At 40.2% G+C, this 15,056-nt stretch carries 16 protein-coding genes; 9 read left to right on the top strand and 7 right to left on the bottom strand.

From position 1 onward, the window contains the following. Entirely contained in the window at nt 1-1,455 is a 1,455-nt protein-coding gene (locus BLR65_RS20790; RefSeq protein WP_093796101.1) for an aminotransferase-like domain-containing protein, read from the bottom strand. A gap of 217 nt (nt 1,456-1,672) precedes the next feature. On the opposite strand from BLR65_RS20790, the gene BLR65_RS20780 reads away from it, so the two are divergent. After that, on the top strand, nt 1,673-2,281 hold the full coding sequence (locus BLR65_RS20780; RefSeq protein ID WP_093796099.1) for a LysE/ArgO family amino acid transporter: 609 nt from the start codon (nt 1,673-1,675) through the stop codon (nt 2,279-2,281). An 81-nt stretch (nt 2,282-2,362) separates the two neighbouring features. Here BLR65_RS20780 and BLR65_RS29965 read toward each other — a convergent pair whose 3' ends face one another. Next, nucleotides 2,363-2,512, bottom strand: a complete 150-nt coding sequence (locus tag BLR65_RS29965) for a hypothetical protein (protein WP_169716922.1) — start codon at nt 2,510-2,512, stop codon at nt 2,363-2,365. A gap of 256 nt (nt 2,513-2,768) precedes the next feature. Here BLR65_RS29965 and BLR65_RS20775 point away from each other — a divergent pair, with 256 nt between their 5' ends. From BLR65_RS20775 to BLR65_RS20760, 4 genes are all read left to right on the top strand, one after another. Then, entirely contained in the window at nt 2,769-3,443 is a 675-nt protein-coding gene (locus tag BLR65_RS20775) for a TVP38/TMEM64 family protein (RefSeq protein WP_169716923.1), read from the top strand. Between the two features lie 87 nt (nt 3,444-3,530). Then, complete coding sequence (locus tag BLR65_RS20770; RefSeq protein WP_093796097.1) at nt 3,531-3,836, top strand: ArsR/SmtB family transcription factor; 306 nt, start codon at nt 3,531-3,533, stop codon at nt 3,834-3,836. A gap of 121 nt (nt 3,837-3,957) precedes the next feature. Continuing rightward, nucleotides 3,958-4,725 carry an EFR1 family ferrodoxin gene (locus BLR65_RS20765; protein ID WP_093796096.1) on the top strand — a complete coding sequence of 256 codons (768 nt, stop codon included), beginning with the start codon at nt 3,958-3,960 and terminating at the stop codon, nt 4,723-4,725. 87 nt (nt 4,726-4,812) lie between these two features. Beyond that, entirely contained in the window at nt 4,813-5,022 is a 210-nt protein-coding gene (locus BLR65_RS20760) for an aldo/keto reductase (protein WP_218130653.1), read from the top strand. An 11-nt stretch (nt 5,023-5,033) separates the two neighbouring features. Here the strand turns inward: BLR65_RS20760 and BLR65_RS20755 are convergent, their stop codons facing one another. Further along, complete coding sequence (locus BLR65_RS20755; protein ID WP_093796136.1) at nt 5,034-5,873, bottom strand: diguanylate cyclase domain-containing protein; 840 nt, start codon at nt 5,871-5,873, stop codon at nt 5,034-5,036. Between the two features lie 20 nt (nt 5,874-5,893). Next, nucleotides 5,894-6,244: a hypothetical protein gene (locus tag BLR65_RS20750; protein WP_093796095.1), complete on the bottom strand. Its 351-nt coding sequence runs from the start codon at nt 6,242-6,244 to the stop codon at nt 5,894-5,896. A gap of 407 nt (nt 6,245-6,651) precedes the next feature. On the opposite strand from BLR65_RS20750, the gene BLR65_RS20745 reads away from it, so the two are divergent. Beyond that, nucleotides 6,652-7,221, top strand: coding sequence for a nitroreductase family protein (locus tag BLR65_RS20745; protein WP_093796094.1), 570 nt, complete (start codon nt 6,652-6,654; stop codon nt 7,219-7,221). 116 nt (nt 7,222-7,337) lie between these two features. Here the strand turns inward: BLR65_RS20745 and BLR65_RS20740 are convergent, their stop codons facing one another. Continuing rightward, nucleotides 7,338-9,452, bottom strand: coding sequence for a DctP family TRAP transporter solute-binding subunit (locus tag BLR65_RS20740; protein WP_093796093.1), 2,115 nt, complete (start codon nt 9,450-9,452; stop codon nt 7,338-7,340). Nucleotides 9,453-9,776: 324 nt separating this feature from the next. Here BLR65_RS20740 and BLR65_RS20735 point away from each other — a divergent pair, with 324 nt between their 5' ends. Continuing rightward, entirely contained in the window at nt 9,777-10,337 is a 561-nt protein-coding gene (locus tag BLR65_RS20735) for an acyloxyacyl hydrolase (RefSeq protein WP_093796092.1), read from the top strand. Nucleotides 10,338-10,487: 150 nt separating this feature from the next. Here BLR65_RS20735 and BLR65_RS20730 read toward each other — a convergent pair whose 3' ends face one another. Next, nucleotides 10,488-11,663: a GNAT family N-acyltransferase gene (locus tag BLR65_RS20730; RefSeq protein ID WP_093796091.1), complete on the bottom strand. Its 1,176-nt coding sequence runs from the start codon at nt 11,661-11,663 to the stop codon at nt 10,488-10,490. Nucleotides 11,664-11,888: 225 nt separating this feature from the next. Continuing rightward, a complete protein-coding gene (locus tag BLR65_RS20725) occupies nt 11,889-13,034 on the bottom strand; it encodes an ATP-binding protein (RefSeq protein ID WP_245692956.1) in 1,146 nt (381 codons plus the stop codon). Nucleotides 13,035-13,795: 761 nt separating this feature from the next. Between BLR65_RS20725 and BLR65_RS20720 the strand changes: the two genes are divergently transcribed. Then, the gene (locus BLR65_RS20720) at nt 13,796-14,035 is read left to right on the top strand and encodes a helix-turn-helix transcriptional regulator (protein WP_093796089.1); all 240 of its coding nucleotides are present in this window, start codon (nt 13,796-13,798) and stop codon (nt 14,033-14,035) included. Further along, nucleotides 14,022-14,621: a hypothetical protein gene (locus tag BLR65_RS20715; protein ID WP_093796088.1), complete on the top strand. Its 600-nt coding sequence runs from the start codon at nt 14,022-14,024 to the stop codon at nt 14,619-14,621. The genes BLR65_RS20720 and BLR65_RS20715 overlap by 14 nt, the downstream gene beginning before the upstream one ends. The last annotated feature ends 435 nt before the right edge of the window (nt 14,622-15,056 follow it).

Here is a 15,056-nt window from a genome sequence, read left to right as displayed (position 1 = left end):
TTAAGCATGTTCCAGTTTGTGGATAATGGTTGCAAGACGGGATAATCCCTGTTTCATGTCAGGCAGCGCCGCATAAGAGTAAGATAGGCGGAGATGGTGATTGGCAAGGGCGTCATAAATATTGCCGGGGTTAATTAAGAGCCCATTGTCCAATGCGGTTTTGAACAATTTTTGCATAGAGACCGGATGAATTAGTTTCAGCCAGATATAAAAGCCTCCTTGGGGAATCGTCCAGGTGGCTATATCTGAAAAGTACATGTTTAAGGCTTCGAGTGCAAAATCGCGGCGAATCCTTAATTCTGCCCGTACTTTTCGGAGCTGGTTTTGGTGTAATCCACTGGCAAGCCACTCCGCTGCGGCCCATTGCGACAAAGAACTGGAACCATAGTCGTTTTGCATTTTTATATCTGCTAATCGTTCTATCACTGGTTCGGGACCGATAATCCAGCCGATTCTAAGTCCGGGACTTAAAGATTTGGATAAGCTGCCAATATAGATTACACGCCCATCCTGATCACGTGCCTTTAGCGGAGCTGGCGGTGGCGCATCGATCCAAAGTTCGCGATAAACATCATCCTCGATTATGGGCAGCAGTTCTTGTTGACTTAGTGCCAGCACATCCTGGCGGCGTTGTTTGGTCATCAGTATGCCGGTAGGATTATGAAAACAGGGAATGGTATATAAAAGGGAAGTACTTTGCCGCTTGTTTTGATAGCGAATCGGAGCCGGCTCAATTCCTTCGTTATCCATGGGGATTCCATGAAATTGCATACTCATGGATTGAAATAACTTGAGCGACGAAAGGTAGGAGGGCTTTTCCAAAAAAATATTGGCGCCTTTAGGCAACAGCCCAAAACAGATAAGCTGGAGAGCTTGCAATGCCCCGGATACGATCAAAATAGATGCCGGTGAAGCGTTGATTCCCAAGTCTCGTACATATTGACTTATTTGTTGGCGTAGATAGAGTAGGCCTTTAGCCTCTTCATAGCCAAAGGATTGTATTTTGTCAGGTATTTTGCTTATTATCGATTTTAATTCGGCAGAAGGGATCAGGTCCGGGGAGAGTTCACCCGTACCTAAACGAATATTAGCCGGGTTGAATTCAGAACGGTTAATTTCCTGAATGGCGGGAAAATTGGGCAGGCAGATGCCGGAGTCAACATAGTGATTCCAATCCACTTGTTTGGGGGAAGCCAATACCGACCAGGTATTATTTGCTACCCATATACCGCTGCCTATTTTGCTTTTCAGCAGCCCATCGGCAATTAGTTCGGCAAGCGCTGTTGCGAGCGTACTTCTGTTAACATGAAAAATATGGGCAAGTTCCCGTTGCGGAGGCAGTTTGGTATTTACCGGCCAGTCGCCGGAATAAATTTTGCTTTTTATATATTCCATAATTTGTATATGTAAGGGCATGCGGTCTTTCTTGTTGGGCCGCCAGTCTATGGAAAACATCCGCCTATTCCTCCGAAAATATTTTTTCTATATACAACGTGCTAATGCACCGCCCGCCTGCGCCGGCAGTATTCTTTAATGCGGAATATATATATAATCTACGAAAGAGTTTCTTATAGTATAACAAATTGGCTGAATAATACCAATCCAATTGGCTGGAGACACTGCCGGAAAATCTTTCTATAATGGTAAAAAACATGATAGGGAGATAATTTATATGCAATCATTTCTGCACGGATTTTTTTTAGCCATCGGCTTAATACTACCTTTGGGAGTGCAAAATTTATTTGTTTTTAATCAGGGAGCAACTCAGCCAACCTTCCTTAAGGCCTTGCCGGCTGTTGTTGCCGCTTCTGTTTGTGACACACTTTTGATCCTTGTAGCCGTAAACGGGGTTTCTTTGTTTTTAATTAAGTTTGCGGCATTTAAAATGGCCCTGATAGGGGTGGGAGTAGTTTTCTTACTTTATATGGGGTGGCTTACCTGGAATCATGTAAGTGAGCACAATGGACCGGAGGCTAAAAAAAGTTTTTCCTTAAAGCAGCAGGTTGTCTTTGCGACTACGGTTTCCCTATTTAATCCGCATGCGATATTAGACACGGTTGGCGTAATCGGTACTAGCTCAGCTAATTATGCGGGGATGGAAAAAATTTTATTTACCATAGCCTGTATTCTTGTTTCATGGTTATGGTTTTTTTCCCTTGCGGCGACAGCGCGGCTGATAAGCAAAGAAAATAAATTTACAGAGGGACTTACATGGTTAAATAAGTTATCGGCGGTGTTCATTTGGGGGTCAGCCTGTTATCTGGTATATAATGCCATATAGTGCCAACAGTAAATAAACCTTTTGCAAAAAAAATAAACCCTTTGCGGCTAAGCAAAGGGTTTAGGTTATGTTTAATGCTATTTATTTGCCAACACAGCCAAATTGACCTGTTTCCTGACCTATTGAAATAATTTTAGAGCTTCCACATTTTTCGCAGACATCCGGTTTTTTACCGCCCTCTACCTCGTGAATATACCCACAGTCTTCACATTTGTACAAGGTATCTGCCATTTGTAAAACCCCCCGTTACATTATTTTAATAAATTCTATTCTTTGCCATTAAGAATTTTCCTTTTATTCGCAATAAGTATACTGTATACATTAAAAACATTTTTGCCTCATTGTAGTACTTAAAAGCGGCGAATTAACAACTTAATAGCGGCAGGGATTATTGTGATTATGTTTAATAATATAAGTTAAAGGTAAGATCCTATTAGCGTAGGAATCGTTTAATAAAAATCATTAGATAATGAGGTTTGGTATTAGAATGAATCAAACAAAAAAACGGGTAGTTGTATTGGCAATATTGGCGGCATGTATTTTGCTGATCTATGGAACGAATCCGGAACCTTTGCGCAAAATGATTCAGTTGCTTGTTAAGGGAGACATAACGGCTTGTATTGATTATATTCGCTCCTACGGGCCTTATGCAGCCTTAGTGAGTTTTGGCATTGTTGTATTTATTAATACGGTTGCCGTTTTGCCGAATATTTTCATTTTAGCGGCTAACGGCATTATCTTCGGTATCGTGGAAGGCACACTGATTTCCTGGGTAGCGGAGTCTGTAGGCGTGATTATTAGTTTTGCATTTATGCGCTATTTCTTTCAGGATTATGCCCACCATGTTATCGAACGTAGTAACGCGCTGCAAAAAATAAATGATTTTAGCGGTAAAAAGGGTTTTCAGATTATGTTGATTGCCCGTAGCATTCCCTTTATTCCCTCAGGGCTTATTACCGCATTAGGAGCAGTCAGCAACATTACCTGGAAAGACTATATTTTGGCGACTTTTATCGGTAAGTTGCCGTCTGCTTGGATTGAAGTTACACTGGGGCATGACCTGGCATCCTACCGGGAACATACAATGCGGTTGTCGATATTGATCATCATTTCCATAGCTGCTTATGGAGGCTATTTATGGTACAAAAAAAAGCAAGACTAATCGCTATTGACTGGAAGCTAAAAATAAGCTAAAATCAATTCGATAAATATCGAATTGATTTTAGCTGGCGTTAAGAAGGATTGAAAAATGAACACAAAAGAAATGGCAAAGATATTCAAGGCCCTTTCGCACCCCAACAGACTGGAATTATACTTGAAGATTGCCAAAGCGCATGAAGCAAGCTTTGAAGCTGGGTGCGACTGCTTTGTAACAGATATCATTGATTCTTTGAAGATCGGGGCTCCTACAATTTCGCATCATATTAAAGAATTGGCAAATGCCGGTTTAATCAGCACCGAGAAGAAAGGAAAATATCTAATTTGTAACGTGAATGAAGAATTGGTTGAGGAAGTTTGCCGGATGTTATCACTACAGCATAAATACGTAAAATAAATGAAAATAGCCCTAAAAATTCGATAGTTATAAAAATGTTAAAGTAAGCAGCGCTTGGGCAATCCTCTCTGGAGACAGCACATTTTCTATAATCCCCAATAATAGCAAGAGGAGAAAAACAGTGAAAATTTTTTATTTTACCGCTACAGGCAACAGTTTATATGTTGCCAAAAGAATCGCAGGAGAGCGATATTCGATACCTCAGATGCTGAAGGAAGGAAAGAATGACTTTGAAGATGAAGCGATTGGCTTTGTATTTCCCTGCTATGGTTTTGGATTGCCAAGAATTGTACTAGACTTTATCAGGAAGTCGAATTTTAGGGCCACATACTTCTTTGCCGTTATGACCTATGGCAATATGGCGGCAGCCGGCCTGAGACACTTGGAAAATGTCGGGAAGGAGGCTGGCATCCAATTTCACTATATCAATGAGATACTTATGATTGATAATTATTTGCCCCTGTTTAGGATGGAAGACCAGCTAGCAAAAGAAGACGCCAAAAAAATTGAAGAACAACTGGACCGAATAGTCGGTGAGATTAATAGCCGAGAAAAAAGGGTCATCAGAAAAAGGGGGGGCTCGGTATTCTTTTCTAAGCTAATTCATCATTTTTTCGCAAAAAAACAATTAGATCATGGCGATCAAGGTTTTGTGGTGCAAGACAATTGTAACCAATGTAGAGTCTGCGAACAGGTATGCCCAAAAGGAAATATTAAATGTAACGGGAAACCTGAATTTTTGCATATATGCGAAGGCTGCTATGCATGCATACACCATTGTCCGCAAAATGCACTGCATCTGAAATCGGAGCGAAGTAGCTTAAGATTTAGGAATAGAAACGTAACATTAACGGAAATTATGGATGCAAACCGTCAGGTCTTATTGTAAACAGAAATGCAAAGGGAGTGAAACATTTTGGAATATATATAGTTGGGAAAAACCGGACTTAAAGTATCAAGGTTTGGGCTTGGTTGTATGCGTTTTCCAACAAGTGAAACAGATGCGATTAGCATGGTCCGGTATGCGATTGATCATGGCGTAAATTATTTTGATACCGCCTATGTCTACAAAGATAGTGAAATAATTACTGGCAAAGCCCTGCAGGACGGTTACCGGCATAAAATTTTTTTAGCTACCAAAAGTCCGCTTTGGAATATTGGCAAATATGACGACTTTGAAAAATAGGTTTCGGGGGGTTAACCGGCAAAAGTACGGGAAGCATAGTTGGTTGCTATACATAAGTCACATTTCTCTTTTTTTGCTTTTGTGGAAGCCAAGCTGGCAAGATTGATCAGATTAGAAATCGTGCGGAGGGTGTTCTGTGAGTTTTCCTGCATAGCCTTTCTCTCGGCGATACCCGCCGATACGGAAACAGGTATGTTTTTATGAAATTTATAGCGGGAAATGATTTTCAATAGATTTTGCGTAAACGTATAGCATTTGTCAATATAATACGGGGTAAGCACTAAAAATTCATCGCCGCCGAATCTGGAGACGTATGTTTGTTCGGGCAGGTTGGTTTTAAAGAGCGTTCCTAGCTCTTTTAATATGATGTCGCCAGTGATATGACCGTATTCTTTATCGATGAGACCAAAGTTATTCACATCAAAAAATACAAAGGATAATTCCTGATTACTTTCGATAAAGCGCACCGCGTTATAGTAGATGAAATCACTTTTGGGGAGTTCTGTTAAGAGGTCAATATGTTTTCCCAATTCAGCCTCTAAAAGCGATTTTGTAATAATGCCTACAAGCTCCTTATTATCCAGGACTAATAACAGGTCAGTATGGTTGGCATCAAAAACTTCTTTGGCTTTCCAGATGGATGAATGAGCATCGATATAGACAATATGATCAGACATAGCGTCGGCGGCAATTCTGTTGGGATGTGACTGCAGTAAATCTTTATACGTTAATATCCCGATAATTTGGTTGTCTTCCATTACCGGAAAGCCTTCGCAGTTGTTTTCCAAAACAAGACTTTGAATATGGCGCAGACCGTCAACCGCATTGACGACAACATATTTTTTTATCATTATGTCATGTACATAGCGCATCATATTTCGATTGACTTGCTAACAATGATCGTAAGGTTAAGCTGTACCTTGATGATCATTGTCTCGTTAGCAATTTTTTCTCCTTCTTCTAACACTAGCGATACTAATTTATCTTGAGGCAACATATTGAGCAGGGACTTTCTGATGACAATCGCTTCAATAGCCGGGTGCTCTATTTTTTTTATTTCGTATTGATCAGGCGACACAATATTCACCATTCTTTTAGCTGCCTCCGGACCAATGGGTGCTTTTTTGCCGATGATTAATACGTCCTGCATGGGAGGAATTTCGAATTCGGATAAGCGCATGCTTATTTCTACTTTTTTACTGCTTTCCGTAGGATTGCTCATGACTTTTGCCTCCTTTTTCGCTAAAATATAATATAGTTAGTCTAAGTGTAGACAAATCAGTTGAAGCTAATCGCACTACTATCAGTAAGAGCATGTAGACCCTGTCCTCAAAAGGGGAGACAGCCTGTTAAACGCACTTATGTATAAAAAAAAGCAGGCCAAAGCCTGATTGCATAATTTGTAAAATAATAAACGGCAGCCTAGCAATCAATATATATCATGCGTGCTTTTTGAAATAGCTTTAGTAATGGAACCTTGTTATGATGAAAGGATACCTTATATATTAGAACATATCTTCCAAGAAAATGTCAAGAATGAATTGGGCATTTAGGCCTACTTTTTTGGGACTTTTTGACTATTGAGAAATAACCGATAAAACGCGAGTTACAGAAAGCGAGGGAAGAGCCATGTTTGAAAACTTAGTTAAGAAGAACCGGAGTTATCGACGGTTTTTCGAAAATGAAGAGCTTTGCCGGGAAACATTAGTCAAACTTATTAATTATGCCCGCTTATCTCCTTGCGGAGCTAACCGGCAAATGCTGCGTTACTATATTGCCTGTGATAAGCAGCTGAATCAGAAAGTATATCCGGGTTTACGATGGGCCGGCTATCTAAAAGACTGGGATGGGCCCCAAGAAGGAGAGCGTCCCTCAGGCTATATTGCTATTGTAAGGGAAGAACAGGTTAACAAAGTGCATACTGTAGACTACGGTATAGCAGCGCAAAGTATTTTGCTGGGAGCAGTTGAACTAGGGCTGGGAGGCTGTATGATAGGAAATTTTGATCAGGCCGTAATACGGGAAGCCCTGCAAATACCGGAAAACTATGAGGTTCTTCTTGTTATTGCTTTGGGTAAGCCCCAAGAAACTGTCGTAATGGAAGAGATTGACTTGGACGGAGATATTAAGTATTGGCGTGATGAACAGCAAATACATCATGTTCCCAAACGTAAACTGGCAGATATTATTATGAATTGAGAACTTAAATAACAAGGAACCATGCCGAAACTTTACCATTTCGGAATGGCTCCCTGTCCATCAGGATAGTTCGGTTGATCTGTTGGTTCCTTTCATTTTTAACGACTCAATCCCACTTAGAGTCGTTTTAGCATATCCTGCAGTTCATTCATTAACGTAGCGTCAATTTGCCCCTTGAATTCCCCGAAAACAGGCTGGATGGCATCCCGGAGTATTTTAAGGTCAGAGTCAGCTATTTTATTAATAAGCATGCCCTTACCCTCCAGGTCGGTGATTAATTTTGCCGTTTGTTTGCGTGTCACGGCTGTGGTATATTTGGCGCTTTCCTGAGCCGCTTGTTCGATCAGCACTCGATCCGCTGCCGGCAAAGTGTCCCACAAGGCCTTGGAATATAGCATGACAAACGGACTGTAAAGATGTTGTGACAGCGTTAAGTATTTCTGTACTTCATACAACTGGGAAGCGTAAATGATGGAAAGAGGGTTCTCTTGCCCGTCAATTGTCTGTTGACTTAACTCTGAGTATAATTTGCTGAATTCTAATGGCTTAGGCGTAGCGCCAAGTAGCTTAAATGCCTCGATATGGATAGGATTATTCATCGTGCGCAGCGTAAGTCCCTTAAAATCGTCCAGACAAGTGATCGGATGCCGGGAATTAGTCAAATTGCGGAATCCCTGATCGACAAATGCCAAACCATGCAGACCGTATGTATCCAAGGCTGCCAGAATTTTGGTGCCAAATGAGCTTGCGAGTATGCGATCAACAGTATTCTCATCCTTGAAAGTAAACGGAAAATCAAATACCTTCATTTCCTGCACAATTGATCCCATCTGAGATGAGGCCATAAGCGTCATCTCCACAATACCGTTTCTCAATTTATCCAATACTTCGGTATCGTCTCCCAATTGATTATTAGGGAATATTTTAACTTCCCAAGCTCCCTGGGTCTTGGCAGTGATTGTCTCGGAGAATTTTTTTATTCCGTTATAAATTGCGGAAGTTTCTGACTGGCCAATGGCAACCATAATAACTTTTTTCTTTGATAAGTTGAGCCTTATGATTGCCTGATGTAATTCTCCCGCCGTTCTGGCTAGCGAGCGTGATTTCCCCGCGATGTCTTCAATAGAGTGGTTAACCTGCTGCGTATTAGCGGCCGTTGTTTCGGTTGCTGCCAGCGATTGCTCGGTAACTGCCGCAACGTGATGTACGGCATCTCTTAGGGCAATGGTGGACTTGGACTGATCTTCCGCAAATTTGGCTACATCATGAATACCGCTGCGGGTTATTTCTATTTCGCTTGTAATTTTAGTAAAACTGTTATTAGCCTGCGTTATGGCTTCTACCCCTGTTGACATTCCCTCGGTAGTATCGCGAAAAGCAGCTACCACCTTATCCATATCCGCTTGCATTTGCTCAATTACCGTGCCAATTTGGCTGGCAAATTCCTGCGATTGCTCGGCTAACTTTCGAACTTCCTCAGCTACTACGGCAAACCCTCTGCCATGTTCCCCGGCTCGCGCCGCCTCAATAGCCGCATTCAAGGCCAATAGATTTGTTTGGCTGGTAATCGTTGCAATCATGGCGACTATATCTTTAATTTCATGCGACTTTTGCGCAAAATTTTCAACCAGACCAACATTACTGTGGGCTTCGGCAGCAATCTCGTTAATTGTTTTAGCGGCCGAGTCAATAGCCATCTGCCCTGCATTCGAAGCTTTGATGATCGATTCGGCACTGTCTGCAAGTAATTTCATCCTATCGGCCGTAGTTTGTGCCAATGTCGAGACTTTATCGGTTTGTTCTGCCGCCGCTATTGTCATTTTACCGACTTCATCCGAACCGCCGGCAATTTCAGATATATTTTGGGCAATAAGATTAACAAACTGCTTGGCTTCGTACATGAGTGAGGCAAGCCCCACACTGGCTGTTGATAATTTCTCTGCACCGGAATACAAGGCGGCTGTATGATCCTGCGGGTTGGCAGCCTTTGTACTGGCGGATAATGCTTTTATGTTTAGGGCTTCACTATCGTTATTCGCCTGTAGGCCAAGTGGCCGCGCAAATTTTAGAACCAAATACAAAACAATTCCCGCATTGAATAGATTGACTGCTAACACTGCTACGGTACTGTAATTTGTTTTAAACAATTGGGACATTAGCGCCGTCGCCGCCAGATTGGTTACTATTCCGGAAAAAGCAAATAAAATAAACAGCTTCCATTTGATGCTCATGAACTGCTTCCTCCCTTTTTAATACAGAAAAAAGTACTTGCAAGTTAAGAATGTTTAGAATTATACAGATATAATTACTATTTCGACAAAATTCTGGGTATTCCTCCAAAATAACGAAACAAATCTATATGGCTGATGTTTATGGACTGTAGGTCCGCATAGGGATATTGGAAAATTTTTTACTACTTGGGTATTTTAAGCAGGGAAATAACGCAGGATATCGAATATTAATTATGTTTTTCCTTTGTTAAGGAAACTATGGTTATTTTTGCAAAGACGTAGGGTCAGCAATATAGAAAAAGTCATACGGGGAGTGTCATTATTGTGCGTAGATTAATTTGTTTAGCAATCGCCATCAATTTTTTGCTAAGTTTCCTGCCGGGTAGTTCCTATTGCTATGCGGCCGCTTCCAAAACGGAACTGGAGTGGGACTTCTTAACTTCACACGGGATTGACCGCGATATTGATACGGTATCGTTACATATACTTAAGAAAATTTCTGGAACTAAAAATAGATCTGTATATAGAGGGATTACCATTACTCGGCCGTACGGGGAGATAACTCTTAACCAAAAGATTCGGGAGAGCTCCGCAGTCGGCGTCGGGCCTACCTACATGATCCGTAATGAAAAATATCTTTCTGACAAGTTATCCGTAGCCTTCGATATGAGCGGGGGAGTTATGCTTTATGACAAAGTATTTCCCGCTGGAGGAAGATATTATAATTTCATGTGGCGGATCGGTCCTCAAGTCATTTATCGATTTAACGAAAACTCTTCAATCAATGTCGGGTATAAGCTAATGCATGTTTCTAATGGCTTTAGAACGCATAATCCCGGGTATGATTCCCGCGGAATTTCAGTTGGGTTTGTGACTAATTTTTGATCAGTAAAATTTTAAAAGACAAAAAGCACTGTTTCCGTGAAGAAACAGTGCTTTTTTATGGTTTTTGCCATTGCAAATTAACTGTAACCGTTATTACACTGTGCAAGTATAACGACGATTGTTAGTCTATTAAGCTGAAAACATTTTGGATTAAATTTTTCTAATGTTAGCTAGTTTTTTCTTTGTATGGATAATGTTTTGGACGATCTTGTGGGCAATTTCCGGTTGGGAGCGATAGAATTTTTGAAAAGTAGTGCCGGATAATACTAAGATTTCTGCAAAAGTAACGGCAATAATATCTTCCGTTTGTGTATTGCTCTCCGTTAATCCGTTTGCTCCAAAGTGTTGACCGGGTACGGTGTATTCCTTGATTGGGCGCTGGAAGGTTAATGATTTTAATTTGCCGGAAATTAATAGATTATAAGTATAACTTACATCACCTTGAAACGTAATCCTATCGCCTGCATCACAGTGGACAACAATCCCGCAGCTATGAAGGAATTTTTTCGCTTCCATTTCTGATAAGCCATGCAGTAACGTTATGCATTCAGTTGGCGGACAAGTTAAGTGTTTGCCTAAAAGATTCCATAATTCTTCTTCTGTGATAATTTGACTATTAATAATGGATGAATTATTGGTGAAAACGCTATCAAACCATTCAACTACGTTGGTATTTAATGATTGTCTTTTCCGTGCTATGCGAAAAAGCGGTGAACGTACTTTGCGGAAATGCTGAACGTCATCTATAAGCATAACAATAGGGGTCGCTAAGCCGTGACCATGATAAAAAAAGTTTTTGTAGTATCTGCGGCAACCTAGTTGTTCATAGAGAGGAAGCAAATGAAAGTTGCAGATACCAAAGAGAAATTGGGCTTGTTCATAACAACAAATTTCATAGCATTTTGTCATAAGCCGATAGAACGCTGGCGAGCTTCGATAAGCGGGAGTGACCATTACTTTTGTAGCAAAGGCAAATTTATGATCGCCATGTTCAATAACGCCATTGTTAAATGTATCCAGAGCTAAAAATTCTATTACTCTTTGGGGAAAGTCTGCAATGGTACCGATATTGATTCGATAAGTGGCAATTATCTCTGAACCAACTTTGGCATATAACAGCACTGCCCATTCGTCTAATTTATCATATATTAGCTTATTATTGTAGTCTACCTCTTCAAAATGCCTAGACATTTCTTCTACATAGATCTGATAGCGGAAGCGGTATACTTCTTTCTTTTCTTCCAGGGCTTTAGCTACGCAAATTTTAATTGAATTTTCTGGAGTTACTGTTACGCAGGAATTTGTTTTTTCATTATTGATTATCATGTTCTTCTCTCCTTCATAATAGTTATTAACGAATAGACTTTTTTAAAAAGTTATGTCGTCATAACGCTCACCCCCCTAATAGGGGTTACGGAGAAAAGAATACAATTTCCTGTAATAGTGTAAAGAGATGGAAAATAATGTTGAAATGTGTACAATATTAAGATGTAAAAAAGCCCCTTTTCAGTGATTTGCTCACCGAAAAAGGGCTGAGATCATTTAGGGTTTTTATAGGACTGGCGGACTAAAATACACGAAAAATGTAGTTCCTGTAGTGCTGGTATCAATCTTAATACTGGCATTATGACGGTGGGCTATTTGGTAACAAATTGGAAGACCTAAGCCGGTGCCTGTATCTTTTGTGGTAAAAAATGGTGTACCCAAATGATCCAAGATATGGAGCGGTATGCCCGAACCCTGGTCGCTGATAGATAAAACAATTTTGTTGTCTCCACGGAAAGTACGAATAACCAGATTTCCGCCTGTTGGCATTGCCTCAATGCCATTACGGACTAAATTCAGCAACAGTTGACGAACCTCATTTTCGTCCAGCAACAATTCGGGAATATCGCTAAGGTTAAGCGAGGCATATACTTTGGAAGAATTAGCGTCCGCTTGGATCAAAGGGAATAAGGCCTCAATGATATAATTTAGAGAGCATTTCTTTAAACTAACTAATTTTTCGTGGGATAAAGAAAGATACTCGCGGATAATATTATTGGCTCTGTCTATTTCTTCAATCATTAGTGTAAATTTTTCTTTATCCGGTTGATATTTTTCTTTTCGTCCCAGTACCTGCAGGTAGCCGCGCACAGTAGTCATGGGATTTCTGATTTCGTGAGCGACAGTTGCCGCCATGCTGCCTACCATATTCATCCTGTCAAATGTTGAGGCCATTTGTTCCAGCTTTTTTCGTTGCGTAATATCACGAATAATGCCTTCGAGTGCCACGAGCTGCCCTTTTTCATTGTGAATAGGGACACATTTTTGTTCGACCCAGAGGGTGGCTTTGTCTTTGCGGAATAAGCGTAGGGTCAGCGGCGTTTCCAAAGAGCATGGCAGATTATTGATGAAGTCGTCAAGCAGGGATTTGTCGTCAGGATGAATCAATTTGAAGATTAAGTTATTATCAGCATAATACTCTTCGGGGGCATAACCGGTAACCAACAGAGCGGAGGGACTTACATATTCAATTGTGGCTTCAGGGGGGAGGCGATAATAGTAGATTACGTCAATGGCGTTTTCTGTTAATAATTTATATTGAAATTCTCTATTGGATAAATCGGTTCTGGTTTTTTCGAAATATAGTATTAAAGTGCCAATAGCAATAACTAACCGCAATATTCCACCAAAAGCGTATCCCCATGGAAGCATCCACGAGCCATACATTATAAAAGGCGCTGAAAAGTTGATAAGACTCACTAGAATATAAGCACAACCGGTAACCAAGCGGCCGAAGATAGGTGATTCAGAATGACGTATAAAAAGGAAGCCAACCCATATGAATGCAAAACAGCCGGAATAGATGGGTAGTAATAATTTATACAGTAAGGAGAAACATTGAATATTCAAGGTAATACTTAAAATGAAACTGATGACAGTGCCATATATCCACCATTTACTAAGCGGCTTTTTTATAAAGCTATAAGTGCTCCAAACAATCAGCAGGACAAAGATGAAAGTCAACAATTGATATAATGTCAAACCTAAGACGGATTCGGGTTCTTTCCAGGAAAATAATCCTGAATCAAAAATAGCCGACCTAAAGAGAAGGACAAGCCAACTTATGGCCCATATACCCATATAGCGAACACGGTACAATACATATAGATATATGGAAATCAGAACTATCGCAAGCGTTCCAATCAATGAACCCATGACGGATAAATATATATAATCCATAAGCTCCTCTGTTAAAAGTTAATAAATTACATTTTTTATTCTCTATAGAATGCGCCAGTTCCTCCTTTTATGGATAGTTAGATATTTTATCTAGCCTAAACTGAGTCCAAGCTCTCTCGCACCTTAAGGGGCGAGATTGGTAAAAAATAATATAAATTAAAAGTAAAATAAACTTGACATTTAGAATAATTAATTATACATTGTTTATAGAAGATTGTGGAAGGGAGTAATAAATGACTAAATCATCAGTACAGCTTACAATCAGCAATCGCCTGCATGTTTTTCGGGCCGAACATAGACTGACCCAAGAACAGTTGGCAAAAGCAATTGGCGTAACAAGAGCGACTATTGTGGCAATCGAAGGGGGGGGCTATAATCCATCTCTAGAGCTGGCTTTTCGTATAGCGCGATATTTTAAAACAGATATTAATACGATTTTTTCGGTTGAGGAGGAGCAGAATGAGAAAGTTTGACGAATTTTTGTTAAAGGTTTTTTTATTTGAGTTACCGGTACTAATGTTTTATTTTATTTTTCTGTTTATTTTTGACTTGCAAAAGGCTGCACAAACAAATGTATATGCGAAAGTCTGGTATGATTTTGGCGGGTGTGCGGTCTTTGGTTCTTGGATGCTTATTTCTCTCTATCTAAGTGTTAGACTTATGCTGTCGGCAGAATTTAGAGAAAAGATATTATCTAAAATTACATTTCTTAAAGAGCGGGATGAACGTGAATTTATTTTGACAGGGCAAGCGGCAAAAACAACCATGTTGACAACGCTTGCGGTTTTAATATTTCTATTCTGTTTATCATGCTTTCAAGTTTCTGTTTATCGTGTACCGCCGGAACAAGCTATTGACGGAAAAGACAAGGTGCTGTCACTGGGTTTTCAGTTGGATTTGTCAAATAGCCCACAATCCCACAGTTCCCAAAGTGATGCGAATACGGAGGATATCGTCTCTTACACGGCATTGCCTATTTCCAGTTCGTCAGTAATCTTAGGACTGATTGGCTGGCAAATTCTATCGTACAATTATTTGATGCACCGTGCTATGAAATGAAGGTGAAAGCAGGTTAATTTATTATTCTTTCGTGGAAAAGACGAGAAGACAAGGGGACGGAGGCAATGTCTTAGAGACAGAACCACCATCCCTTTGTCTTCTCTTTTATCAAGATTTTACGCATACCAGTCCAGTATTATGAAAATAATATAATAAACATTATTAATCAAAAGCATTAACGTTAGCGCGGCATGTGCTTTCGTCCAGCCAGGGATCTAATCCAATAAAAGCCGGCAAAGAGTGTTGAGGCCTATGCTTTTTTACTATAGTGCGTGGATTATAACGTTCTACGCGGTTTTTCTGTTTACTTGATAATTTCTAAGTATTAATTTAAACGCGGTTTGTTTAAAACAGTGCGTAAGATAATAGGTATTTAAATGAGTAACAAAGTAACACGATTTACTTGTGTTACATTATTTTTAGGCGTCAGAGTAA

The sequence above is a fragment of the Sporomusa acidovorans genome (genome assembly GCF_900101845.1).
In the GTDB taxonomy this organism is placed as follows: Bacteria; Bacillota; Negativicutes; order Sporomusales; family Sporomusaceae; genus Sporomusa; species Sporomusa acidovorans.
This window is presented reverse-complemented; position numbering and strand designations above follow the sequence as displayed.